Raw genomic sequence first — 25,537 nt, 5'->3', positions numbered from 1 at the left:
TCTGGACACTGAAAGTTCCACTTGAATTCCTTTTTCGCCTTACAAACATGGACTAAAAATAGACCGAGACACCCAAAACCACAAAAATTGAATGACTAAAATACTGAAAACCAACACAATAAATTTCACCTAAAGAATATCCGCACAAAACAGGAGAGAAATACACCACTACACCTTTATCGCTTGGCTTGTAAAGCTCATTGCTTTTCACCAAAGAGCCACTCGCGCCACCTTTCTCATGATCAAAAGGGAACCAAGCCATATCAAATTCTTCTATTTGATGTAATTCCAATTGGCAATCGAAGATCTTTTCATAGAAAGTTACAGCTCTCTTCATGTCCTTCACTGGGATTTCAAACCAGCAAACATTTACGTGTTTCATAATTTTTCCGGGTTTATTTAATACCTAATTTCACCATTTAGGATGGAATTCCTGCGGAATGGGCAATAAATGTGAAATTATTTTTTGTAAAGGGGTATTTGGAAATAAAATATTCCGTTGGTCACAAAACAGCTGGTATTCTGTTTGATTTTGACAATATTCCGATTCAAACCCAATTAAGCCATGAAAAAAATAACAACCTTATTGCTGGGGCTTTTTATCATCTTGACAGCACAGTTGCAAGCTCAAGAGATCGCCCTCCAAATGTACAGCCTTCGAAATGAAATGAAAGATGATGTCAAAGGGTCTCACCAACTGATAGCCGATTGGGGTATCAAATACCTAGAAGGTGGTGGGACATACGGCATGACCCAAGATGAGTATAAAAGCATGATTTCGGGCATGGGATTATCGGTAATCGGTGTAGGTGCTGATTATAATGACCTTAAAAACAATCCCCAAAAAATTATTGATCAAGCCAAAGCCTATGGGGCTAAGTACGCAACTTGTTTTTGGATTCCTCATTCTGATGATGGTTTCTCCATCAAAGAAACGCGTGAAGCCATTGACTTATTCAACAAGGCCGGGGAGATGTTGAAAAAAGAGGGGATTACACTCTGTTACCATCCCCATGGCTATGAGTTTACACCACATGGATCAGGAGTATTGTTTGATGAAATGGTGGAAAATGCCAAACACTACAAGTTTAACATCGACGTATTCTGGGTTCAAATGGGTGGCGGCGACCCTGTTGCGTATGTCAAAGCCAAACCTGAACTATACCCTCTTTTGCATTTGAAAGACAGGAAAAAGGGTACTCAGGGTTCTAAAGATGGGAGAGGAGATGTAGAGACGAATGTGGTTTTGGGAGAAGGCGACATTGACATCAAGTCCTTGATCGAGCTTGCAGTAAAGCATAAGATAGACTATATGATCATTGAAGATGAATCATCAAGGTCAGTACAGCAGATACCCCAAAGTGTTGCTTACATCAATAAAATCAAGGGCCAAGCCAAATAATTGAATTCTAGGGTAGTTTTGCAACTGCCCAAATTTAGAGTAGCTTTGCAGTCCGAAAATTTAAAAGAATTCAGCGGTTCGATCACCCGCTTTATCAAAAATTGATATGGACAAAAAGCAAGAAGTAAACAAAGGACTTATGCTTCCGGTAATGGAAGCTTTTTATACTATCCAAGGTGAAGGGGTGCATACTGGCACCCCTGCCTATTTTATAAGGCTTGGAGGATGTGATGTGGGTTGTGTGTGGTGCGATGTGAAAGAATCATGGGAAGCGGAAAAATGGCCGGTTTCCACCATTGAGGAAATTGTACAGGGAGCGCTTGCATATCCAGGCCGAATGGTGGTAATTACTGGTGGAGAGCCCTTGATGTATGACCTTGGTCCACTGACCAAATTACTGAAGGAAAAAGGATTCACCATAAATATTGAGACTTCAGGGGCACATCCGTTTTCTGGAACCTTTGATTGGGTTTGCTTTTCCCCTAAAAAGTTCAAAGAGCCCCATCCCAGCATTTATGTGCAGGCAAATGAATTAAAAGTGGTTATTTTTCATAAATCTGACTTTGAATTTGCAGAAAAACATGCAGTTTTGGTAAATGATAACTGTCATAAACTCTTGCAACCGGAATGGAGTAGGTCGACGCAGCACTTGCAAAGCATTATCGACTACGTAAAATTTCATCCAGACTGGAAAATTTCCCTCCAAACGCATAAGTTTATGGATATTCCGTAAACATGAGAGTAGTACTTCTTTCTTTTGTCTTGCTTTTTTTTGTCCAGCTGAGTTATGGGCAGAAATACTCTATTATTGACAATAGGGCTATCAAGATGCATGAGGAAGGAGATGAGCTAGTATTGAGAAGGCAATACAACGATGCGATAGAAAAGTATAAAGCCTCCATAAACAGGGAAGCAAATTTTTTGGAATCTTATGTCAAATGGGGGAGGATTCTATTGACTATGGGGCGCTCTGAGGAAGCCCTGGAAGTTGTTCAAAGAGGGGAAAGAAGACCTGCAAAACCCAATGATTTGATCAAAGGTGATTTCGGGTGGCTTAAAATGCATATTTACCTTTCTTTGGGTCAGTTTAAAGAGGCCCTAAGTCAATACCAGGAAGTTGACTTAATTCTTTCAGACCAATTCAAAAACTCCATGAATTATATTGAAACTAAGGAGCAGATGGATTTTTTAAATGAAAATCTACAAAAGGAATTGGTCATCAATAAGGAAAAACTTCCCGAGCCCATAAATCAATTTACACTGCAATACTTTCCTGTGCTGACAGCAGATAGCAGGAAAATCCTATTTACCAAAAGAGACGGCACCCAAGACTATCAAAAGGAAGATATATATGTTTCGTATTTGGCAGATGATGACGAAACCTGGACAATGCCGGCGGGTATTTCTGAAAGCATCAATACGAACTATAATGAAGGTACCTGTACCATTTCAGCCGATGGTAATATCTTGATATATACATCTTGTGATGCCCCGGATTCTTTCGGGAGCTGCGACTTGTATATAGCATACAGGGTGGAAGGAAGGTGGCAGCGCTCTACCAACATGGGCAAAAATGTAAATTCCCGATCTTGGGAATCTCAACCCTCCCTTTCAGCAGATGGTAGGATATTGTTTTTTTCTTCCAATAGACGTGGGGGATATGGTGGAAATGACATCTGGTATAGTGTCAGGAATGATGATGGATCTTGGGCTGAGGCCAAAAATTTAGGGCCAACAGTCAACACCCCAAGGGATGAGGTTTCTCCTTTTATCTACTTCAATAATGAAATCCTCTTTTTTGCATCCAATGGACACAGAGGATTCGGAGGTATGGACTTGTTTGTTTCAAGGGTAGAAGAGGGAGAATTTACAGAGCCAGAAAACCTCGGATATCCTATCAATGACCATCAGGATCAATTTTCACTTTTTATCACAGCTCAGAGGGACTATGCTTATTATACAGAAACATCATATGCGGAGGGAAAAGTAGAAAGGTCTTTGTTGTACAGGTTTAAGTTTCCTGAAGAAATATCCCTTGGTGAAAAGCTGATTGTTACCCAAGGTAAAGTATTGAATTCAAAAACAGGAGAACCTATTGATGCCAAGCTGTCCTTGGTTAGTTTGGCCAATGACAGTACCCTTTACCAATTTAGATCAGATGGTAAGACAGGTGATTTCATGATGTTGTACCCAGATAAATCCTTTTCCGGATTGTACGTAGAAAAAGAAGGATACCTGCCTAAAATCTACAATGTAGAACGGGATAATCTAAAAGACCAAGAAGACCTTGAAATTTCTCTGACGCCTATTGCTCCAGGGGAGGAGTTTGTTTTTGAAAATATTTTCTTTGACTTTGACAAAGATGAGTTAAAACCTGAATCTATGAGTTCCCTCAAGAGGCTGGTGGATTTTTTAAATACTAATTTTAATGTCAATATATATATTGTAGGACATACTGACAATGTTGGCAGTACAGTATACAATGAAAGTCTGAGTTTGCGTAGGGCAGAAAGTGTCAAACGGTATTTATTGGAAAATGGGATCAAGGAAGGTCGCGCGATCCCTGTAGGAAAAGGAGACAAGGAACCAATTCGTCCAAATGACTCTGCAGATAATAGGGCTATGAATAGAAGAATCACCATTTCTATTCAGGAAAATTTTTAATTTTAATTTATTTTCAAGCAGGAGCCAAGCCGGAAAGCTCTTTTGAATTTATGGGATTTTTTAAATCCCCCTATAAATAGACCTGTCAGGTTTTATTTCTCATTTTGGTTTAGAGTATCAATTCCTCATCTTTTTCCTTATTTTTGCCACTCAATTGAAAAGAGTGATGATACACGTTTGCAGAAAAGAGCATTTTAATGCAGCACACAAGCTTTGGAATCCCAAGTGGTCAGAGGAGAAAAACAAAGAAGTCTTCGGGCCTTGCTCCAATGTCAACTGGCATGGTCATAATTTTGAGCTGATAGTGACGGTAAAAGGAATGCCTGACCCGGAAACAGGATTTGTGGTAGATTTGAAAGAGTTGAGTTCAATTATCAAAAAACTGGTGATTGATAAAGTAGACCATAAAAATCTCAACATGGACGTAGATTTCATGGAAGGAAAAATGGCCAGTTGTGAAAATCTCGTAGTAGAATTCTGGAAAATTTTGCAACCTGCAATCAATGAGATAGTAGCGCATGGAAGTTTATATAAGCTTACACTATACGAAACACCGAGAAACTTCGTAGAATATTATGGAGAATAGGTATTTGGCCTGTTTATTTTTTGAAATACATGTGTTATGAAATGCCGATAAGAACAAATTCATACATAACGCGATGATTTTTCAAGGAATTCTATTTGGCTGCTGAAAAACAATTAGAAGCACATGAAATCGAGTATGATGAAATTGACACAAAGTGGGCTTTTGGGGATGCCATGCGAAGATTCCATGTGTCCTCTGAAAAACTATTAGAAGCACATGAAATACTACCTCATTTGTGGAGAACGATCCGGTGATTTGCACAGTTCCAATCTCATCAAGGCTATCAAAGTTCATGATGAGGAAGGTATATTCCGAGGCATGGGAGGTGACTATTCGGCCGAGGCTGGACTGAATCTTAAGGCCCATTATGAGGAAGTTTCGGTAATGGGTTTCATTGAAGTCTTATTTGGATTCAGAAAGGTCTTGAAATACCTCCGATTGATTAAAGAAGATTTACTTCAATTCCGGCCTGATGTTTTGATTTTGGTTGATTTTGGTGGTTTCAATATGAAAATGGCCGCTTTTGCCAAAAGTAAAGGTATAAAGGTGCATTATTATATCCCTCCAAAAGTTTGGGCTTGGAATCAAAAAAGAGCGTTGAACATCAAAAAACAAACAGACAAGGTATATTCCATTCTCCCGTTCGAGCCTGAGTTTTTCAAAAAGTATGGTATCGACGCACAATATGTTGGTAACCCACTCTTCGATGAGATAGCCAAGTTTGAACCACATCCTTTTTTTCATCAGAAGAACGAGCTCAATTACCAACCTATTATAGCTCTTTTACCAGGAAGTAGACAGCAGGAACTGGACAATATGTTGTCTGTTTTGATTTCAGTAGTGAAAAATTTCCCCAATGCGCAATTTGTCATAGCAGGTGTGGGTAATTTGAAGCCTGAAGCCTACAGTGCAGCTATCAAAGCGGGAATTCGAATAGTATTTGATCAGACTTATGATTTATTGCATCATGCCACAGCGGCAATAGTCACGTCGGGAACAGCCACTCTGGAAACGGCCCTGTTTAGAGTACCGCAGGTAGTTGTGTATAAAACCAGCTCATTAAGCTATCTAATAGCCAAAAGACTGATCAAAGTGCCCTACATATCATTGGTTAACCTAATTGCAAATGAAGAAGTAGTGAAGGAGTTAATTCAGGATGACTTCAATAGTTCTTCTGTGTCGAGTGAGCTCAATTACCTATTGGCAGACATACAGAGAAAAGCAAGGGTTTTGAATGGCTACGATCTTGTAAAACAAAAATTGGGAGAAGGTTCTGCATCTGCTAAAACTGCGCAGCTAATTCATGAGAGTTTTAATGGTAAAGAATTGAACAATTGAGTAAACCAACCGTTATTACCATATATCTATGCAAAAAGATATAAAATTTTATTTTTACACCAATACGATTATTTAAATTTTACAATTTTACCTCAACACATTAAAATTTAATCATGTATTTCATGAAACTCCATAAGGATTCTTAATTTGTGCAATTTTCATCTATAAAAAGATGTCTCATTTTTTGAAAAAAATATAAAATTCTACGCCACACTTCAAAATAGTAAATTTTGTACTTTAATAAGGTAATCTACATGGTTTAGATTTTTCAATCTGTTAACACAACCTTACTTTTATGTTAACAAAGGTTAATTAAAAATTAAATACTGTTTAAACCTAATTACTAAAATTTAATTAAGTTTTGAGTGATAATTATCAGTCTAAATCAGTATAAATTTTATATAAAACCATTTATCCAAATTTTATTTAATTAAATACAGCAACATGCAAATGTAATTTATGTGAATGGGTTTGCATTATTTGTAGAATATGGATAGAATTGAAAGTTCATTAAATCAAATATTATAATTATGAGGAAAATTTTACTTCTAGGACTTGCGTTCTTGATAGCATCTGCTTCGGCATTTGCGCAGGGACGTGTAGTGACTGGAACGGTGACTTCCGGTGAGGATGGTCTACCTATTCCAGGTGCGTCGGTCGTAGTGAAGGGTACCACCATTGGTACAGCCACAGACTTAGACGGTAATTTCTCGTTGAATGTACCACAAGCGAACAACACATTGGTGTTTTCTTTTGTAGGTTCTGAAATGCAGGAAGTCAATATCGGTAACAGGTCACAGATCAATGTAATCTTGCAACCAGACACAAGAAGTTTGGAAGAGGTTATTGTGACAGGGTATGGCACACAGCCTAAAAGAGAAGTTACCGGTGCGGTATCTTCTGTGAAAGGTGAGTTGATTGAAAACCTTCCGATGCAATCTTTTGACAGAGCTCTCCAAGGTAGAGCTGCTGGTGTTCAGGTAAGATCAAGTAATGGTCTTCCAGGTGGAGCGGTTAATATCCGTATACGTGGTGTTGGTTCTATCAATGCTGGTAATGAGCCTCTATTTATTGTAGATGGTGTTCAGCTTAACAACCAAGCCAACTCTTCCTTGACTCAAGCGAATCCATTGGCATTCTTGAATCCTAATGACATTGAGTCTATGGAAATCTTGAAAGATGCAGCATCTGCAGCGATCTATGGTTCACAAGCTGCCAACGGTGTTGTAATCATTACTACTAAGAAAGGTAAAGCCGGAAAAGCGAGATTTGAATTCAATGCTTTCGCAGGTGAAACTGAGCCAATGAAATATTTGGACGTACTTGGTGGTTCTGAGTGGTATGAAATGAGAAGAGATGCCTTGACAAGAGGTGGTGACGGTATTGCAAGAGCAAGAGCACTTTCTAATATGGGGAGACTTCCAAGCAACTGGCAAAGCCTTTCTCCAGAGGAGTTGGATGCTGTTGGAGAAGCATTACCTACTTATGATTGGCAAAGAGAATTGATGGGTAGAGGAAGACTTCAAAACTATGAAATGAACGTTTCAGGTGGTGATGACAAAACTCAATTTTTCCTTTCAGGTTCTTATAACTATCAGGAATCATCATTTAGACCAGTCGATTTTGAAAGAGGAACTTTCAGAACTTCCATTTCTCACAAGGCAAATGAAAGATTGACTTTAGAAACCAACATTAACCTTTCTACAGTTAGTCAAAATGTTCCATTCGCAATTGATGGTGCTTTCCTTGGTAACCCTGCATTTTCCGCATCTGCAGTATTGCCTCATAACCCTATCAGAAATGAAGATGGTTCATTCAATGAAGCCATCGGTGGTGTATTAGGACAAAATATAGCTTTAGTAAATGAGTTTAATTCAGGATCAACAAGGAGAAATACAGTAGTGGGTAACGCTATTGCTTCTTATAAGATTACTGATAATATTACTTATCGAGCACTTTTCGGTATAGATTATTACTTCCTACAAGAAGAAAGATACACTGACCCTAGAACTCCAGACGGAGCAGGTGTAAGAGGTAGAGCTTCCGCATTCAATGATTGGAGAAGTAGATTTATCAACACCCATACAGTAAACTGGAACAAAACCTTCAATGGTGTACACAATGTATCAGCTTTGGTAGGTTATGAATTTGTTTCTGAAACAAGACAAGGTTTGAATGGTCAAGCAATCGGTTTCCCTACTTTCCAATTCAGATATATTGATTCAGGTGCTGAGCCGGTATTCGTTGGAGGATTCTGGACTGGTTACAGAAGACAAGGTGCTTTTGTGAATGCTAACTATAACTACAAAGAAAAGTATTTATTCACTGCCACAGCAAGATATGATGGTTCTTCTAGATTTGGAGCCAACACTCAATATGGTCTTTTCCCTTCTGTAAGAGCAGGCTGGAATATCGCCATGGAAGATTTCTTGAAAGATTCTGAAATTGTAACTGACTTGAAAGTTAGAGCTTCTTGGGGTAGAACGGGTAACGATCAGATTGGTAATTTCGCTGCTAGAGGCCTTTATGGCGCTGGTGGAAACTATGCCAACTCTGCAGGTATCAGACCTACTTCACTTGCTAATCTTGAGTTAGGTTGGGAAACAAACGAAACTGTAAACCTTGGTTTGGATTATGGTTTCTTCAGCAATAGAGTTACAGGTAGTATTGATCTTTTCGATAGAAGAACAAAAGACCTATTGTTAAATCAGCCGGTTCTTTGGACTAACGGTTTTGGGTCTATTGCCAACAACGTTGGTGAGCTTCAAAACAGAGGTATTGAATTTGAAATTGGTACAGTGAATATTGACAGAGGCGGGTTCCAGTGGAGAACTTCCTTCAACTTTACCTACATTAAAAATGAGATCGTAAGTCTTTTTGATGATCTTGAGTTTATTGCAGGAGCTGCAGGACAGCAGTTGGCAGTTGGTCAACCTGTTGGTAACCCTCCTTTCCCGGGTTCATCTGCTCCAGGAGCTTGGTTCCAAGCTGAATATGCTGGTGTCAACCCTGCTACAGGTCGTCCAATGTGGTTGGATGCTGATGGTAACAGGACATACTTACCGATTGCAGCTGACAGAAGATACTTTGGATCAAGCTTAGCGCCTTATTATGGTGGTTTGAACAATACTTTCAGATTCAAAGGATTTGAATTGACTGCATTCTTTACTTATGAGTACGGTGCTGTTGTTTCTGATGGTCAGTATAATTTCCTTAGAGAAAATGGTACGCGTCTTACTTTGAATGCACTTAGAGAAGTAAATGATAGAGCTTGGGTGAACCCAGGTGACATGACTGATATTCCAAGAACTTATGTGACTGCAGCTGGTAACGCAAATGAGCTAAGAAGCCAAGGAAGAAATTTTGGTACAGCCTCCTTGTTAAAAGCTGATTTCATCAGATTGGCACAGTTGACAGTAGGGTATACTTTCAGCCCAACTTTGGTGAGAAATCTTGGATTGACCAGAGCAAGAATCTATGCACAAGGACTTAACCTATGGACGTACTCTGACTATCCTGGATATGATCCAGAATTCGTAGGAGCTGGAACAGGTCAGATTCCTATTACCAGAAACTATACAGTTGGTGTTCAATTGGGATTCTAAATAGAAAATAATGAAAACAATGAAATACATATATAAATACGCTATTGCACTGTTTTTAGGTATTGGCGTCTTGGCTACTTCCTGTAACCTTGATGTAGATCCTAGACAGTCCATTGATGCTAACGGCGCACTAGATACGCCCGACGGTCTTGAAGCAGCACTGAATTCCGTATATGCTAGGTTAAGAGCTGAGTCTAATTACGGAAGGGATATGTTCGCTTTATCTGATGCTTTGGCTGATGTTGGTCGTACAACAAATAATTCAGGTAGATTGATTGGTGAAAACAACAATAACCCAGGAGCTCATTTCACTGCGGGCTTTTGGCAAAATTCTTATTTTGCAATCAATGAAGCAAACCTAATATTGGATCAAATCTCTAGTGGCGTCGAGGGAGCATCTGCTGCACAACTTTCCAGATGGGAAGGTGAGGCCAAGTTTCTAAGAGCTCTTTATTACTTTGATTTAGTTAAGGTTTACGCTTATATCCCGACTGCTGTCTATGAGCCGGGTGTAACAGATGAAGGTGGTGTTCCAATGCCACTAGAAGGTTCAATTACTTCTGATATAGCTTTTACAAGAAATTCTCCAAGAGCTAGTGTCAATGAAATTTATACACAGGTTTATTCTGATTTGAATGATGCAATCAATTTGCTGTCATCTGCAGGTAGATCAGGGCCTCAGTATGCAACTGAAGGAGCTGCTCATGGTCTTTTGTCTAGAGTGGCTCTTTATAGAGGAGATTATCAAAACGCTGTTTCTGCGGCTACTGCGGCATTAGGTTCAAGTGCAGGTACTGTTCTTGGAGGAATGGATTATGTTAGTGGATGGCGTGCTGCAGAGCACCCAGAGTCAATGTTTGAAGTGAGAATTCAACTTGCTGCAGAAGCTTTAGGTGTCAATGTTTCTTTACAGTCTTCATTTACTACCCTATTAAACTTAGATAACAAGAATGCTCAAGGTGGTTGGGGTGATTTTATACCTGGTCCTAGAGTGCTTGATTTCTTTGGACTTTCTCAAGTTCAAATTGACGAACCTGGTACAGACAGTAATAACTGGGATGTAACACGTAATGATGATGTACGTGGATTCCTTTACACTACTGGCAATACAGTTAGAAATGCAGGTAGACAAATTGAGTCAATCAAATTCGTCAGCAAAGCTGGTTTCGCATTTGGTGATAATATCCCTGTATTAAGAAAGTCAGAAATGCATTTGAACAGAGCTGAGGCTAATTATCACCTTGGTAATGTTGGTGATGCCTTGGCAGAATTGAATGCTTTCAAAGGATTAAGAGGTCTTGAAGATGTAAATCTTTCTGGTGATGAGCTTTTAGAAGAAATCTTGAATGAAAGATTCAAAGAATTTGCTTTTGAAGGCCAAAGATTCTTTGACTTGAAGAGGTATGGAAGAGATATCAATAAGACTTATCTTTCTGCCAACAATGTACTTCCTTTCGAAGATTTCAAAGTATTACCTGCTTTCCCACAGCGTGAAGTTGATGGTAATCCTAACTTAAATCAAAACAGAGGATACTAAAATTGAAAAACGTTATGAAAAAAATAATTTCTATATTTTCTCTAGTGATGGTTTTTGTGCTAGGTTCTTGTATCGAGCAAAACTATCCTATATGGGAAGGTGCTGAGGTAGAGTTTCAGACAGCTGTGATTACAGCTCCTGTTGCAGGTCAGAATTACCCTCGTGTTGCCGTAGCAAACACAGCCGGTACGCACTCTCTTCAAGTAAATCTTGTCGCAAGACAAAGAGACAGTGATGAGACCATCACATACGTTGTAGTTCCAGAGGGTACTACAGCGGTAGCAGGCACGGATTACAATGTAGCTGGGAGCTTGGTGATTCCTGCAAATTCTTCAACTGCCACATTATCTGTTGATATTATTGACACAGGTGCTATTGGTGGCTCAGTGGACTTGTTATTGGAATTGGAAGGTAATTCTACTATCCAACCAAGTGAGAACTACAAAAGAGTACAGTTGAGAATAACAAGACCTAATCCTCCAGTAGAAGATTAATCATTATTCCAACATTTTATTGAATAAAAGGCCGGATTTATCCGGCCTTTTTTTTAGATTTGATCATGAGAAAGTTTAGTTTAATAATTGCAGTTTTATTTATTTCAACCATCAATTTTGTCAATGCGCAACTTCAGGTTTTAAGAGATCAAGGTAGTGGGGCACCTGTAGCGGTTGATCCTTTTCCTGATGTGAAAGGGTCTCCCTATTGGAAAGAGTTTGATTTAGGAAAAGTTATATTTTCTGACAGGGACACTGCCGAAAATCTTGATATTGCTTTTAATGCATTTAACCATACGTTGGTATATAAAGATGGTAGAGAACTGATGGCTTATGTCCCAGGTAAAATTAATGGATTTATCCTTAATGCTTCTTCTGCACCTCAGTTCTACAGGTCAGGTTATGATATACCTGGAGTGGGAAAAAATCGTTTTGTAGAAGTTTTGGTAGATGGTGACTATACTCTAGTCAACCATAAATTTAAAAGAATGATCGATGATCCTGGTGCGGCTTATGGTTCTCAAAGAGCAAAAGTATTCTCTAATGTCGAAGATTTAATTGTATTCAAAGACGGGGAGTCTTTCCTATGGAAACCAAAAAAGAAATCGCTTGTTGGTTTTTTTGGTAGCGATGGATACTCCAAAATTAATGAATTTGCAGCAACTTATAATTTAGATCTAAAGGATCCAACCGATGTTAGAAGAGTTATTATGTTTCTTAACTCAGAAAAATAAACAATAAAAAAGGCATCCGAGGATGCCTTTTTTGTTTAAGCTACTTGAAGCTTTTTAAACTTCGATTTATCAAATTGCTCTTCAGCGTACTTTTTATCAATTACAAGTTCTGTCACCGAATCATCAGAAGGCAATTCATACATAGCGTCTGTAATGATGGCTTCACAAATAGATCTTAGTCCTCTTGCTCCCAAATTGTATTCCATGGCTTTTTCTACAATGTAGTCAATGCCACTTTCTTCGAAAGTAAGTTTGACATTCTCCATACCCAAGAGTTTGTGGTACTGCTTGGTCAGTGCATTTTTAGGCTCTGTAAGGATGCTTTTCAATGCCACAGCATCCAATGGATCCAAATGGGTAACTACAGGGAGACGTCCTATCAATTCAGGTATTAAGCCAAATGACTTGAGGTCTTGAGCAGTTACATATTGCAGAAGGTTTGACCTGTCCACTTGTTTGGTTTCTGACCTTTTACTGAAACCCATAGGTTGTGTGTTTAGCCTGTTTGCTATATGTCTGCCTATTCCATCAAAAGCACCACCGCATATAAAGAGGATATTCTCTGTGTTTACAGGTATCATCTTTTGGTCAGGATGCTTCCTGCCCCCTTGTGGTGGTACGTTCACAATGGTTCCTTCCAATAGCTTTAGCAGCGCTTGTTGCACACCTTCACCACTGACATCTCTTGTGATAGAAGGATTGTCTGATTTTCTGGCTATTTTATCTAACTCATCTATATAGACAATTCCCCTTTCGGCAGCTTCTACATTGTAATCTGCTGCTTGCAAAAGTCTTGTCAGAATACTTTCTACATCTTCTCCAACATATCCAGCTTCAGTGAGTACAGTGGCATCAGCGATGCAGAATGGCACTTCAAGAATTTTTGCCAAGGTTTTGGCCAGATAAGTTTTTCCTGTTCCTGTGTCCCCCACCATGATGATATTTGATTTTTCGATCTTGATTTCATCATCCTGATTGGTTTTCTGGACAAGCCTTTTGTAGTGATTGTAGACTGCTACAGTGAGTACTTTTTTAGCGTCATATTGACCGATCACATACTCACTTAAGTATTGAGTAAGTTCTTTTGGCTTTTTCAATTTGAATTTCAGATTTTTGGAAGAGGGCTTTTTGTTTTTTTCCTCTTCTCCCAAAATCTGGTAAGCCTGATCAATACAATAATTACAGATATGGGCTGAGATACCTGACACCATCAGATCCACATCTTTTTTATTTCTCCCACAAAAGGAACAGGTAATTTGTGCCATTATTTTTTATTTTCTAATCAATACTTCATCAATAAGACCGTATTCTTTGGCCTCTGGAGCTTTCATCCAATAATCTCTATCAGAATCTCTCTCAATTTCCTCGTAAGTTTTACCAGAGTGATCAGCTAGGATTTGATACAATTCTTGTTTCATGGACAAAATCAATTTCAATGAAATCTCCATGTCTTTGGATTGCCCTTGCATCCCACCAGATGGTTGGTGAATCATAACCCTGGAATGTTGTAATGCAGACCTTTTGTCTTTGGCACCACCTGCAAGTAATACTGCACCCATAGAAGCTGCAATTCCTGTACAGATAGTTGCTACTTCAGGTTGAATGTACTGCATAGTATCATAGATACCTAATCCTGCTGTTACAGAGCCTCCTGGGCTGTTGATGTATAACAAAACGTCCTTTTTAGGGTCTGTTGACTCCAAGAATAAGAGCTGGGCAGTAATGATATTGGCGATGAAATCATCTACTTGTGTACCAAGGAAAATAATTCTGTCCATTATTAATCTGGAGAATACATCAATTTCCCTGAAATTGGTTGGTCTTTCTTCGATGACAGACCTGGTCATATTCTCTACAAATGTGTTGTATTGGTCAAATGCATTTCCGCTGATACCTCTGTTGTGCACAGCAAATTTTCTGAATTCGTCTTTGTTGATCATAATCGCGTTTTTAGTCTTGTACAAAAATAAAAAAAGCCCTTACTAAAAGAAGGACTTTCTGATAACGATTTTGAATTAGGATTAGTTTTCCAACATCTCCTTGAATTTGTCGGCGCTTATGTTTTCTTCTTTCACATCAGCTTTATCTTTGGCAAAGGCCAATACCTTTTCGTTTTGAACAGATGTCAACATCTGCATGTAGTTTTGACCTTCGTTGCCTTTGAGGTAATTGTCAACAAACATATCCATGCTGTCTTCCATCTGTGCACCCATTCCTGAAGAGGCAAATTGCTCTCTTATCATCTCTTTGGTTTTCTCGATCACATCTTCATGCTCGGCTTTGATTTCATTGTCTTTTGCAACCTGATTGGTGATCAAAGTCCACTTAAGTTGCTTTGCGTAGATAGGGTATTCTTCTTCTACCTGTTCTGTAGTGACTTTACCTTCATTTGCTTTGAACAACCATTCTTTCAAGAATTCTTCAGGAAGGTCTATGTTGGCGGAGTCGATGAGTTTGTCTTTCAACTGCTCGTCACTATATACTTGCGCTTCTTTATTGTAATTGTCAGAAATGATTTCTTTAACTTTAGCCCTCATATCCTCTTCAGTCTCTACCTGATTTGGACCGAAAAGCTTGTCAAAAAACTCTTGGTTAAATTCAGCTAGCTCTGTTCTGTTGATGTTTTGAACAGTGAAAGTGAATTTTCCAGCTAACTTTTCAACTTCCGACTCTTCTACACCTACAGTCTGTGCCAAGTCTTCTTTGATGACTTTTGAAGGATTTAGTTCAATTACATCTCCTTTCTTAACACCTACAAATTTTTTGAGTGATTTTTTCTCTACTTTAGAAAGGGGCAAACTGAAAGTTTTTTCAAACTCACCGTCTTCGGATTTCAAATCTCCATATATGAAATCATTTTCTTCACTCACCTCAGGATTGGTCATTTTACCATATTGACTTCTCAAATTGGTAATGGCTTCTTCCACTTCATCATCACTCATGTCGACCTTATAAGTAGTCGCTTTGAGTGAATCATCTAGTTTAAAGTCAATATTTTCTACAAACCCGATTTTATATTGGAATTCAAATTCTTTTTGACTTTTCCAGTCAATCTTATCAGCATCTTCAAAAACAGGAAGTGGATCACCAAGGATTCTAAAAGTCTGCTCTTTAAGATATGTGTTTAAAGATGAAGAGAGTAGGTCGTTAATTTCATCTACCAAAACAGACGTACCGTACATTTTCTTTATCATAGAGACAGGAGCTTTGCCTGGTCGGAAACCTTTGATATTTGCCTTTTTGGCATAATCTTTAAGTTTCGCTTCAACCTTTGGTTGATAATCTGCTTCATTTAGTATAATTTTAACAGAAGCTTGATTTGCTGAATGTTTGTCTAAAGAGATTTCCAAGGTAATTTGATTTTGGTTATATTTTAATTAAAAACCCTCAATCTCTTTTCCCAGATGCTCCCGGCTGTACCGGAAACTTATCGGAATTGTGATTGAGGGTTAAGATATGTGCGGATAGAGGGACTCGAACCCCCATGCCTTACGGCGCTAGATCCTAAGTCTAGTGCGTCTACCAATTTCGCCACATCCGCTTTAATGTGGGGCAAAGGTAATAATGAATTTCAAACTTGCAAAAGGTGAAGAAAAAAAACATCAAGAAGTTCAAAAATAATTTCAAATAAGCTCCTAATTTTGATTAGAGATAAGCAATACTACCCCATATATGATTCAGGTTGATTTAGAAGAAGAAAGAAAAGAAATACTCAAAAGATACAGGAGGTTGCTTCGGATGGCAAAGCCTATGTTGAAGGAAGGTGATGCAAAATTCATTAAAAAGGCCTTTAACGTAGCCAATGAGGCGCATAAAGAAATGCGGCGGAAGTCTGGAGAGCCTTATATATATCATCCTCTGGAAGTAGCCTTGGTGTGTGTAGAAGAGATAGGGTTAGGCACTACCAGCATTGTTGCAGCCCTACTGCACGATGTGGTAGAGGATACCGATTGGGAGTTGGAAGATATAGAAAGAGATTTTGGGCCTAAAGTAATGCAGATCATTGATGGGCTAACCAAGATTTCCGGAGTGTTTGATTATGGCTCCTCACAGCAAGCTGAGAATTTCCGCAAAATGCTTCTCACGCTTTCAGATGATGTGCGCGTCATCTTAATCAAGTTGGCTGACCGGCTCAACAATATGAGAACCCTGGAAAGCATGCCAAGGCACAAGCAGCTCAAGATTGCTTCAGAAACCATGTACCTCTATGCTCCGCTTGCACATAGGTTAGGCTTATATGCCATCAAATCGGAGTTGGAAGACCTTTACCTGAAATATACAGACTCCGACACCTATGCCTACATAGTTGAGAAAATCAACGAGACCAGAATTTCCAGAAATAAATTCATCAAGACTTTTATAGCTCCTATCGAGGAAGAACTACATGTTCAGGGATTTGAGTTCGTTGTAAAAGGAAGGCCGAAATCTGTTTTTTCAATTTATAATAAAATGAAGAAACAGAATATTCCTTTTGAAGAGGTATATGATCTCTTTGCTGTCAGGATTATCATCGACAGCGAGCTGGATGATGAAAAGGCAGATTGTTGGCAGGTTTACTCCATTGTGACCGATTTTTACCGTCCAAATCCAGATCGTCTTAGGGACTGGATCAGTACACCTAGGGCTAACGGTTACGAATCGCTTCATACCACGGTCATGAGTAATACTGGTCAATGGGTAGAGGTTCAGATAAGAACAACAAGAATGGATGATATTGCAGAAAGGGGATATGCCGCTCATTGGAAATACAAAGAAATAGAAGCCGCCCAAGGAAAGAGCAGTTCAGGCCTGGATAAGTGGATCATGCAGGTAAGGTCACTATTGGAATCCAATGATGGCTCTGCCATTGAGTTTATGGATGATTTTCGAGGTAATCTCTTCCACGACGAGGTTTTTGTCTTTACTCCAAAAGGTGAACTCAAGGTTTTGCCTTTTGGCGCTACCGCCCTGGACTTTGCATTTGAAATCCACACAGAAGTAGGAGCAAAATGTATCGGTGCTAAGGTTAACCAAAAACTAGTGCCTATCAATCACAAACTCAAAAATGGAGATCAAGTAGAAATCCTTACCTCCAATAAACAGAAACCTACTGAAGATTGGCTCAATTCGGTAGTTACTTCCCGGGCCAAAGCCAAAATAAAGGATGCGCTCAAAGAGGACAAAAAATCAGTAATGATTGATGGGAAGGAAATCGTCCAACGGAAACTGCGTCAGATGAAAATGGATTTTAACTCGGAAATAGTAGAACAACTGAGGGCTTATTTTGAGACCAAAACACCAAATGAGTTTTATTATAAAGTAGGGAAAGGAGTGATAGATGCCACTTCTATCAAGAGCTTTAAGGATTTCAAAGAGCAGAAAAAAGAAGTTAGTAAGCCAACTCTTGGCAAGGTAAAAGACGAATCATCCTTTACCAAGGAAATAAAAAGCCTCAAAGGTCCTGACCATGACCAACTTTTGATTGGAGAGGATATGGATGTGGTGGATTACATCTTGGCCAAATGCTGTAACCCCATCCCCGGTGATGATGTGTTTGGATTTGTGACAATCAATGAGGGTATCAAGATTCATAGGACAAGCTGTCCCAATGCCCTTGAGCTTTTATCTAATCACGGTAACCGCGTAATCAAAGCACGTTGGACAAGTCAACAGGAAATAGCATTTCTGGCTGGACTTCGCATTATCGGTACGGATAGAGTAGGATTGATCAATGATGTGACCAAGGTGATATCCAATGAGCTTAAAGTCAACATGCGTTCTATAACGGTTGATTCTGATAGCGGCATATTTGAAGGTACCATAAAGCTATATGTACACAGCACCCAACACCTTGAAAAACTGGTAGAAAACCTCTCCAAAGTAGAAGGGATAATTAAAGTCACACGATTTGACTAGGTATAGGTATTCCATCTTATTTGAATCTTTTCTAAATAAGAACAGTTATATTTGAAATAAAAAAGCACTACATGGCCTTAAATGAAAGCGTTTTTGAAGAGGTAAAGAAGATATTTACTGCTTATCTGGAAAATAAAAAGCTCCGAAAAACACCTGAAAGATATGCCATCCTGGAGGAAATCTATGGAAGGACCGGACATTTTGATGTAGAGTCACTCTACATCAGTATGAAAAACAAAAATTATCGTGTCAGCAGGGCTACAGTTTACAATACTTTAGATCTTTTGGTGGAATGTGATTTGGTGACCAAACATCAATTTGGACAAAACCTTGCACAGTTTGAAAAATCCTATGGTTACAAGCAGCACGATCATTTGATCTGCACCGATTGTAACAAGGTGCTTGAATTTTGTGATCCAAGAGTGCAAAACATTCAAAATACGGTGGGTGAAATCCTGAATTTCCAGGTTTTGCACCATTCGCTGATTCTGTATGGCAATTGTAAAAAAGAACAATGTGAAAATAGACCTACGGTATAAAATCGAACCTAACCAAAACTGCAAACCAAGTTGCCATTCATAGATTTGATCAGGGCGTCACCCTAAGTGAAGCGAAGAGTCTCCAAACCTTGAGGGCATGAGATTCTTCACCTCCGAGAGCTCCAGCTCAGAATGACGCTCACCCACCTTTAAAAGACCAACTAAAAACATATGAAACTAACCTATCAATTACAAAAAGAAGAAATAGCTTATTTTTTACATATCCAAGGTGACCTTATTGGAGATGAGGTAGGGCCAAAATTGGTGGAAATGGTATCTGATGCGGTCAATGATGGGGTTAAAACTTTTGTAGTAGACCTGAGTGAAGTCAGGTATATCAGTTCCAGCGGAATCGGCTTATTGATCACCATGCTGACCAAAATGAGAAATGTAGATGGGGAAGTTTACCTGACCTCACCTTCCGAACATGTCAAAAAGCTGTTGATCATCACCAAGTTGAATAATATATTCACTGTATTTGATTCTGTAGAAGAGGCAAAGAAAAAAATAAAATGACTTGAAGAGTTTAGGACTTCAATACCTTTTGCCAACTCTTTTAGGAGTATTCCACATTTCCTGTTCTGAAGAAAAGCAATTTTCAGGACAGGAAATTTTTGTTGAGGTTAGTCCCAAAATCACGGCATACTTTGCTGATACGGATATGAGCGCACAATACCCATTTCCGTTTTCGACTTTTTTGGATTCTGAATTATTACTCTCCCATAATGTGATGAGAAGTTCTTTGGATACGCTTTATTTTGAAGGAGATACTTTAAAAATCAAAGAAGGTCATTATTTGGAAAAAGACGGCCCTAGACGCACCGAAGGAATAAATAACTTGATAAACACATCATATGGACTTGTTTTATTCAATGCTAAAACCATCATGATTGATAAGGATGGCCACTCTGATGTTGAAAATTTCAGATTAATTGAATCTAGACTTTTTGAAGATAATGTATTTTATGGCCTGGCAGCTGGTGGCGTTTCCTATTATTTGGATCTTTTTTATAAAGGCTACGACAAGCAGCGGGCTTGTATATATTTCTTTGCTCGGGACTTTAAGTCAAAAGAATTTAAATTGATAAAGTTTGATTTGGAGGAAAAGAGATTCAAAGAAGTACCAATGTGGGCTAGCGTTGATTTAATTAATGCCCATGAGGTAGAATTTAAAAATGTCGCAAAAAACCATATGCCTTTTATATTTATCCAAAATGATAAACTTGTTTTATCATATAATTATAGTAGTGAGTTTTCTGTAATTGATCTTAAGTCTGAAAAGGTGGAAGAAAGAAATTTTCCGTCAAACCTGTTCAAGCTCAAGAAAAATCCCTTTAAAGAAATCAGCCGTAATTATGAACTATCAGATTCTGAAGACTTTCAAAAGGTGATGGACTTGTTGGATGAATGGGACAAGGATGTAGCATTTGGAAACTTTGAGAAGTTACCAAAGGGAAAAGGCTTTTGTAGATTGGTAAAATCACCACAAATTAGCGAGGAAGCTCCAGTTCAGTTGAACATGGAATTTTTTGACAACTACTTTAAAAAAACCGGAGAGGTCAACCTAACAGAAAAGGAGCCTGATTTAAGCACCTTATTTTTTCTAGTAGGGGATCGATTGTTTTTCAAAGCCAAAAAACAAGAGGATGAAAACTACCTTGACTATTACTTTGTAGACGTTGATTTTTAAGTAATATTGATCTGGATTTTATGATTCTGTACGTAAGGTCTATAATAAATAAGCTGTTTTCCTTGCAATTATTTAACCTTATTCCAAATTTCACGGCTTAAAAGAAATCAATACACGATATAAATACAATTCAATGAAAATGGATGTGCTTTTAGGCCTGCAATGGGGCGACGAAGGAAAAGGTAAGGTTGTGGATGTTCTTGCACCGCAATACGATGTAGTCGCCAGATTTCAGGGAGGGCCAAATGCCGGTCACACTTTGGAATTTGATGGCATTAAGCATGTACTTCACCAGATTCCATCTGGGATTTTCAGGGAAAACATCACCAATATCATTGGGAATGGTGTGGTTTTGGACCCTGTAGTTTTGAAAAAGGAAATCGAAGGTCTGCATAAGTTCAACATTGCCTTCAAAAAGAACCTTTTCATTTCAAAAAAAGCGACCATTATCATTCCTACTCATAAATTGTTGGATGCCGCTTATGAAAAGTCTAAGGGTGATAAAAAAATCGGCTCTACTTTAAAAGGAATCGGACCAACGTACCAAGACAAAATTGGAAGAGTTGCTTTGAGAGTAGGGGATATTTTGGCTCCTGACTTCAAAGACAAATACCAGACATTGGTTGAAAAGCACAAAACCATACTCTCTTTTTACGATTTTGACTTGGCTCAATTACCAGAGTTGGAAGCTGTCTTTTTTGATGCCATCGAATTTTTCAAAACGCTCAACCTTGTCGACAGTGAATATGAAGTGAATGGCTATCTTAAGCAAGGTTTGAAAGTGCTTGCTGAAGGTGCACAAGGATCACTTTTGGATATAGATTTTGGAAGTTATCCTTTTGTAACATCTTCTACCACCATGGCTCCTGGGGCTTGTACAGGCTTGGGGGTATCACCTTCTAAGATTGGTGAAGTCTACGGTATTTTCAAAGCTTACTGTACAAGAGTGGGAAGTGGCCCATTTCCTACCGAGCTTTTCGATGCGGATGGAGAAGCCATGAGAAAAGAAGGCAATGAGTTTGGTTCGACTACGGGTAGGCCTAGAAGGTGTGGCTGGATTGACCTTCCGGCGTTGAAATATTCTATCATGATCAATGGAGTTACCCAATTGTTTATGATGAAAGCTGATGTCTTGAATATTTTTGAAGAGATCAAAGTCTGCACCCATTATGTCATGCCTGATGGAAGCAAAATAGACAGATTGACTTATGAATTGGATTCTTCAGATGTGAAGCCGGTGTATGAAACAGTTCCTGGCTGGCATCAGTCTTTAGCTGAAGTAAACACATATGAAGAATTTCCAGAGGAGTTAAGAAATTATGTGACCATGCTCGAAGAGGCCCTGGAAGTGCCGATCAAAATGGTTTCGGTTGGTCCTGATAGAAAACAGACTATTTTAAGATAATGAATCAAGCCTCTTATTTATAAGGGGCTTTTTTTTAGGACTAATATTTCTAATTTGCATACGGAATTTAAGGTTGAGTTTTGAAGGAAAGGGATAAGATCAGTATTGTCAGTAAAGCGTTGAATGTATTCGCTGGGTTTTTTATTTACATGACAATTATTTTTTCATCAAGTTCAATATCACTGGCCCAGTCTGGGTTTCCTTTTTGTGGAAATTTTACCGATGATTCTAATCCCATACTTATTACAGGAGGAGCTGCAAGTATTCAAGATGGTGTATTGAGGTTAACAGATGCGAGCCAAGACCAAAGTGGCTATGCATATATTGATATTCCATTCCCCTCAAATTTTGGTATCAAAGCTGCTTTTGAAATGTATATCTATGGAGGTACAGGTGGTGATGGTATGAGTGTGTTTTTGTTTGATGCCAATACAGAAAATTTTGCGCCCGGAGGCTTTGGAGGATCATTGGGTTACGCCCAGAGAAATGAGGACCCTGGACTAACAGGAGCATATTTTGGATTAGGGTTTGATGTCTTTGGGAATTTCTCAAATTCCTCTGAAAGTAAAAACGGAGGGTTATCGCCCGAATTAACGTTCCCCAACACCATTGCAGTGCGTACTGGTGGGTCAGGGTTTACAGGTTATGACTTTCTTACAGCCAAAACAACACTAGCAGTTAATGAAACCGCTATTTCTTTGCCATTGAATGAAATGTTTGCCTTGAATTCAGGAATTCAAGGCACTCCACGTGTTACCAACCCGGATCAGATAGGCTATCGAAAAGTCTACTTGGAAATATTGCCGAATCCAAATGCCAATGGTTATTTGCTTAACCTCGAATTGGATATCAATAATGGAGAGGAACTGAGGAGGGTAGTTATTTTTTCAAATCAACCCTACAACCAACAAGCACCTGAAAATTTAAAAATAGGATTTGCTGCTTCTACAGGTGGCATGGTCAATATACACGAGATAGGTGAATTGACAGTGGAGGTGGCTGATCAAGAAGGCTTGGAAAATCCGGTTACACGTGAGTTTGAAGATTTGGCTACTTGCGCGGGACAGGATAATTACTTCGAAATTCCTGATTCGGCCTTTGACCTTCCAAATGAAAACTCTTCTGTAAGGTGTCTTCAGTTTTACAGTTCTTTGGAAGAGATAGAGACAGTTTTAGAAGATATTTGCCTTCAAGGCACTTGCCGCTCAGATGTATTGGAGCTGGAAGAAGGTGTGATAAGGGCAAATGGCAATGGGGTAGGATACACTTTTACGCCAAGTGCAGATTTCATTGACAAAACATTGACAGTCTATTACACCATTATTGATACCTATGGGAGGCAGTCTAATGGAAGTGCGATGAACCTTTTCATACAAGAATCGCCCAATCCTATACATATTAAGTTTGAAAACTTTGATGAAGAAATAAAGGAAGTTTTTACATGTGAAGGCGAATTGGTTCGAATGGAAGCTTTTGGGGATGATGTGTTTTCAAGCTATAAATGGTATCTCGATGACGAATTTATCATCGAAACCCAAGGCCCACTTTACGAATCTGTTTTACTGGGCATTTATAAAGTAGAGGGGTACACTACCAGAAATGAATGTTTTGTTGTTTCAGATGGAATCTCAATTACCATCCCAGACCTTCCAGAGGTGGCAATCCAACAAGAAATTATAGCCTGCAATCCTGAAGTCGCGCCAAACCTTCTAGATTATTTAGAAGAATATGATCCGGATTCATTGGACTATAAACTTACCGGTCCGCAAGGAGAAATATTGCTGGATGAAGAAATAGAGGTAATAGATTTGTTACCGGGTACTTATTCTATTGAAGCTAGACTAAAAGGTCTTGATTGCTTTGGCCCTAATACCAGCTTTGAAGTCAATTATGTAACAGAACCTTTAAGTTTAGCTATATCCTATCAATTGGCGGATCCTACTAGATCTTCTATTGCTGATGCCGATATTTTTATCGACGATGAGATTTCTTTCTCTTTCGAATCTAACCGCCCGATAGTTTTTACAGAATGGGATCTTGGAGATGGGACAACTTCCAATGAAGTTTCTCCATTTCATGTTTTTGGTAATAGAGGTGAGTACCTCATACAGGTTACTGCTGAAGATGAATTTGGTTGCACAACTACTGACGAAATTCTCTTGATTTTAGACCTTTCATATAGGATAATGGTACCTACAGGGTTCACTCCTTTACTTTTTGAAAACAATCACTTCAGGCCTAAAACTCGAGGGATTGTTTCTATGGAGTTGTTGGTTTTCAATCTTTGGGGAAATATGGTTTTCCAAAGTAATGACTTAGGCACTGAAGGTTGGGATGGGAAAGTCAATGGTGAAATGGCTCCAAGTGGAAGCTATGTATATAAAGCCACGATGGTTTCTGCAGATGGAGAGTTGGTTGAGGAAAGTGGGAGGTTTTCTCTAATAAGGTGATATGAGAAAATACTGTCTTTTGCTTCTTCTATGTTTAAATACGGTCATCCTATTTGCTCAGGATATTCAGTATTCTCAATTTTACGCTGCTCCTATGTATCTTAACCCAGCTTTTGCCGGAAGTGCCGAAATGACAAGGGTTGGTGTTAATTTCAGGAATCAATGGCCATCCCTTGATCGGAGTTTTGTAGCTTATAGTGCTTATGTGGACCATTTTTTTGAAAATAAAAACTCAGGAATAGGTCTCATCATAAATGGTAGCCAGGAAACCCTCAGCAATCTTCAAAATCATGAGATAGGTCTTTTGTATTCTTATAGGTTAAAGCTAGGAGAGAATGGATACCTGCATTTTGGACTTCAAGGTAGCTACGGACTACGTGCGGCAGCTTTTGATGAGATTATTTTAGGAACGCAGTTAGATATTGATAGGGGAGTGGTACTTCCATCACCCAGTAACGGGTTGATTGATGATAGGCAGATAGATTTTTTTGACCTACATAGTGGGATCCTGTATTACAATGACAAAATTTGGTTTGGTTTGGCTACCCATCACCTTACTCAGCCCAACATGAGTTACCTAATGAACGAAAGGGATGTTCTTTTTAGGAAGTATTCAGCACATGGAGGAGTCAAATTTCCACTGCGCCCAGGCTTTATCAATGACTACTTCAATAATACCTTGCAGGATAGGACGATTTCATTTGCATTCAATTATAAAAGACAAGGCATTTTTGATCAATTGGACATTGGTACAGAGCTTTTTTTTGAACCTCTTGTATTAGGGCTTTGGTATAGAGGTTTGCCCTCTTTTAATGGTCTACCCAATAATGATGCGCTAATTGGTGTAGTTGGATTTTCGTTAGATAACGGAATGGATATAGGTTATAGCTATGATTTTACCATTTCAAGCCTTGGATTTAGGAATTCTGGTGGAGCACATGAGGTTTCGATGAGGTATTCTTTTGTAGACCAACTTTGGAATAGAGGTGCAAGGAAATCTCCTACTTTTCGCTATTGAAATTTTACTGCTTGATAATCAGTAGTCTTCTAAGTTTTGATGGATTATTTTCTGCTGGGGCTTTGCAAATGGAAAAAAGAGTTGCACCTTTGCAAACCCAAAACGATGGGAACGCTGCGAAAATCAGCAGGAAAAATTGAAATAAGCGAAGGGTAATCGATAAAAAAAAGATTAAAATTT

At 38.8% G+C, this 25,537-nt stretch carries 20 protein-coding genes and 1 tRNA gene; 16 read left to right on the top strand and 5 right to left on the bottom strand.

Annotation, left to right across the window (positions count from 1 at the left end; translation table 11 throughout):
- Nucleotides 1-52 precede the first annotated feature (52 nt).
- On the bottom strand, nt 53-382 hold the full coding sequence (locus CLW00_RS20800; RefSeq protein WP_106135646.1) for a VOC family protein: 330 nt from the start codon (nt 380-382) through the stop codon (nt 53-55).
- Between the two features lie 183 nt (nt 383-565).
- On the opposite strand from CLW00_RS20800, the gene CLW00_RS20795 reads away from it, so the two are divergent.
- The 9 genes from CLW00_RS20795 (at nt 566) to CLW00_RS20755 (ending at nt 12,360) form a co-directional block, all read left to right on the top strand.
- Nucleotides 566-1,402, top strand: coding sequence for a sugar phosphate isomerase/epimerase family protein (locus tag CLW00_RS20795; protein ID WP_106135645.1), 837 nt, complete (start codon nt 566-568; stop codon nt 1,400-1,402).
- Nucleotides 1,403-1,508: 106 nt separating this feature from the next.
- Nucleotides 1,509-2,135, top strand: a complete 627-nt coding sequence (locus tag CLW00_RS20790; RefSeq protein WP_106135644.1) for a 7-carboxy-7-deazaguanine synthase QueE — start codon at nt 1,509-1,511, stop codon at nt 2,133-2,135.
- 2 nt (nt 2,136-2,137) lie between these two features.
- Nucleotides 2,138-4,066 carry an OmpA family protein gene (locus CLW00_RS20785; RefSeq protein ID WP_106135643.1) on the top strand — a complete coding sequence of 643 codons (1,929 nt, stop codon included), beginning with the start codon at nt 2,138-2,140 and terminating at the stop codon, nt 4,064-4,066.
- A gap of 166 nt (nt 4,067-4,232) precedes the next feature.
- Nucleotides 4,233-4,652, top strand: coding sequence for a 6-pyruvoyl trahydropterin synthase family protein (locus CLW00_RS20780; RefSeq protein ID WP_106135642.1), 420 nt, complete (start codon nt 4,233-4,235; stop codon nt 4,650-4,652).
- Between the two features lie 216 nt (nt 4,653-4,868).
- Nucleotides 4,869-5,990 (top strand): lipid-A-disaccharide synthase, encoded by a 1,122-nt coding sequence (gene lpxB, locus CLW00_RS20775; RefSeq protein ID WP_106135641.1) that lies wholly within the window; start codon nt 4,869-4,871, stop codon nt 5,988-5,990.
- Between the two features lie 530 nt (nt 5,991-6,520).
- The gene (locus tag CLW00_RS20770) at nt 6,521-9,595 is read left to right on the top strand and encodes a SusC/RagA family TonB-linked outer membrane protein (protein ID WP_106135640.1); all 3,075 of its coding nucleotides are present in this window, start codon (nt 6,521-6,523) and stop codon (nt 9,593-9,595) included.
- Between the two features lie 10 nt (nt 9,596-9,605).
- Nucleotides 9,606-11,132, top strand: a complete 1,527-nt coding sequence (locus tag CLW00_RS20765; protein WP_106135639.1) for a RagB/SusD family nutrient uptake outer membrane protein — start codon at nt 9,606-9,608, stop codon at nt 11,130-11,132.
- A gap of 14 nt (nt 11,133-11,146) precedes the next feature.
- Entirely contained in the window at nt 11,147-11,626 is a 480-nt protein-coding gene (locus CLW00_RS20760; protein WP_106135638.1) for a DUF4843 domain-containing protein, read from the top strand.
- A 65-nt stretch (nt 11,627-11,691) separates the two neighbouring features.
- On the top strand, nt 11,692-12,360 hold the full coding sequence (locus CLW00_RS20755; protein ID WP_106135637.1) for a hypothetical protein: 669 nt from the start codon (nt 11,692-11,694) through the stop codon (nt 12,358-12,360).
- Between the two features lie 35 nt (nt 12,361-12,395).
- On the opposite strand, the gene clpX is transcribed toward CLW00_RS20755, so the two are convergent.
- The 4 genes from clpX to CLW00_RS20735 form a co-directional block, all read right to left on the bottom strand.
- Nucleotides 12,396-13,625: an ATP-dependent Clp protease ATP-binding subunit ClpX gene (gene clpX / locus CLW00_RS20750; protein WP_106135636.1), complete on the bottom strand. Its 1,230-nt coding sequence runs from the start codon at nt 13,623-13,625 to the stop codon at nt 12,396-12,398.
- Nucleotides 13,626-13,631: 6 nt separating this feature from the next.
- Nucleotides 13,632-14,300, bottom strand: coding sequence for a ClpP family protease (locus CLW00_RS20745; protein ID WP_106135635.1), 669 nt, complete (start codon nt 14,298-14,300; stop codon nt 13,632-13,634).
- 81 nt (nt 14,301-14,381) lie between these two features.
- Nucleotides 14,382-15,710, bottom strand: a complete 1,329-nt coding sequence (tig, locus tag CLW00_RS20740; protein WP_106135634.1) for a trigger factor — start codon at nt 15,708-15,710, stop codon at nt 14,382-14,384.
- Between the two features lie 109 nt (nt 15,711-15,819).
- A tRNA-Leu gene (locus CLW00_RS20735) sits at nt 15,820-15,901 on the bottom strand.
- Between the two features lie 131 nt (nt 15,902-16,032).
- On the opposite strand from CLW00_RS20735, the gene CLW00_RS20730 reads away from it, so the two are divergent.
- The 7 genes from CLW00_RS20730 to CLW00_RS20700 all read left to right on the top strand — a co-directional run bounded on the left by CLW00_RS20730 (nt 16,033) and on the right by CLW00_RS20700 (nt 25,357).
- On the top strand, nt 16,033-18,255 hold the full coding sequence (locus CLW00_RS20730; RefSeq protein ID WP_106135633.1) for a RelA/SpoT family protein: 2,223 nt from the start codon (nt 16,033-16,035) through the stop codon (nt 18,253-18,255).
- 71 nt (nt 18,256-18,326) lie between these two features.
- Entirely contained in the window at nt 18,327-18,794 is a 468-nt protein-coding gene (locus tag CLW00_RS20725) for a Fur family transcriptional regulator (RefSeq protein WP_106135632.1), read from the top strand.
- A 171-nt stretch (nt 18,795-18,965) separates the two neighbouring features.
- Nucleotides 18,966-19,310: an STAS domain-containing protein gene (locus CLW00_RS20720; protein WP_106135631.1), complete on the top strand. Its 345-nt coding sequence runs from the start codon at nt 18,966-18,968 to the stop codon at nt 19,308-19,310.
- Between the two features lies 1 nt (nt 19,311).
- Nucleotides 19,312-20,484 carry a hypothetical protein gene (locus tag CLW00_RS20715; RefSeq protein WP_106135630.1) on the top strand — a complete coding sequence of 391 codons (1,173 nt, stop codon included), beginning with the start codon at nt 19,312-19,314 and terminating at the stop codon, nt 20,482-20,484.
- 133 nt (nt 20,485-20,617) lie between these two features.
- Nucleotides 20,618-21,889: an adenylosuccinate synthase gene (locus tag CLW00_RS20710; protein ID WP_106135629.1), complete on the top strand. Its 1,272-nt coding sequence runs from the start codon at nt 20,618-20,620 to the stop codon at nt 21,887-21,889.
- 149 nt (nt 21,890-22,038) lie between these two features.
- Nucleotides 22,039-24,339: a PKD domain-containing protein gene (locus CLW00_RS20705; RefSeq protein WP_170073263.1), complete on the top strand. Its 2,301-nt coding sequence runs from the start codon at nt 22,039-22,041 to the stop codon at nt 24,337-24,339.
- Between the two features lies 1 nt (nt 24,340).
- Nucleotides 24,341-25,357: a PorP/SprF family type IX secretion system membrane protein gene (locus CLW00_RS20700; RefSeq protein WP_106135627.1), complete on the top strand. Its 1,017-nt coding sequence runs from the start codon at nt 24,341-24,343 to the stop codon at nt 25,355-25,357.
- Nucleotides 25,358-25,537 lie beyond the last annotated feature (180 nt).

Origin of the sequence: Mongoliibacter ruber (assembly GCF_003003005.1) — a bacterium.
In the GTDB taxonomy this organism is placed as follows: Bacteria; Bacteroidota; Bacteroidia; order Cytophagales; family Cyclobacteriaceae; genus Mongoliibacter; species Mongoliibacter ruber.
Note: the sequence above shows the minus strand (reverse complement) of the source record. Positions and strands in the feature narration are given on the sequence as shown.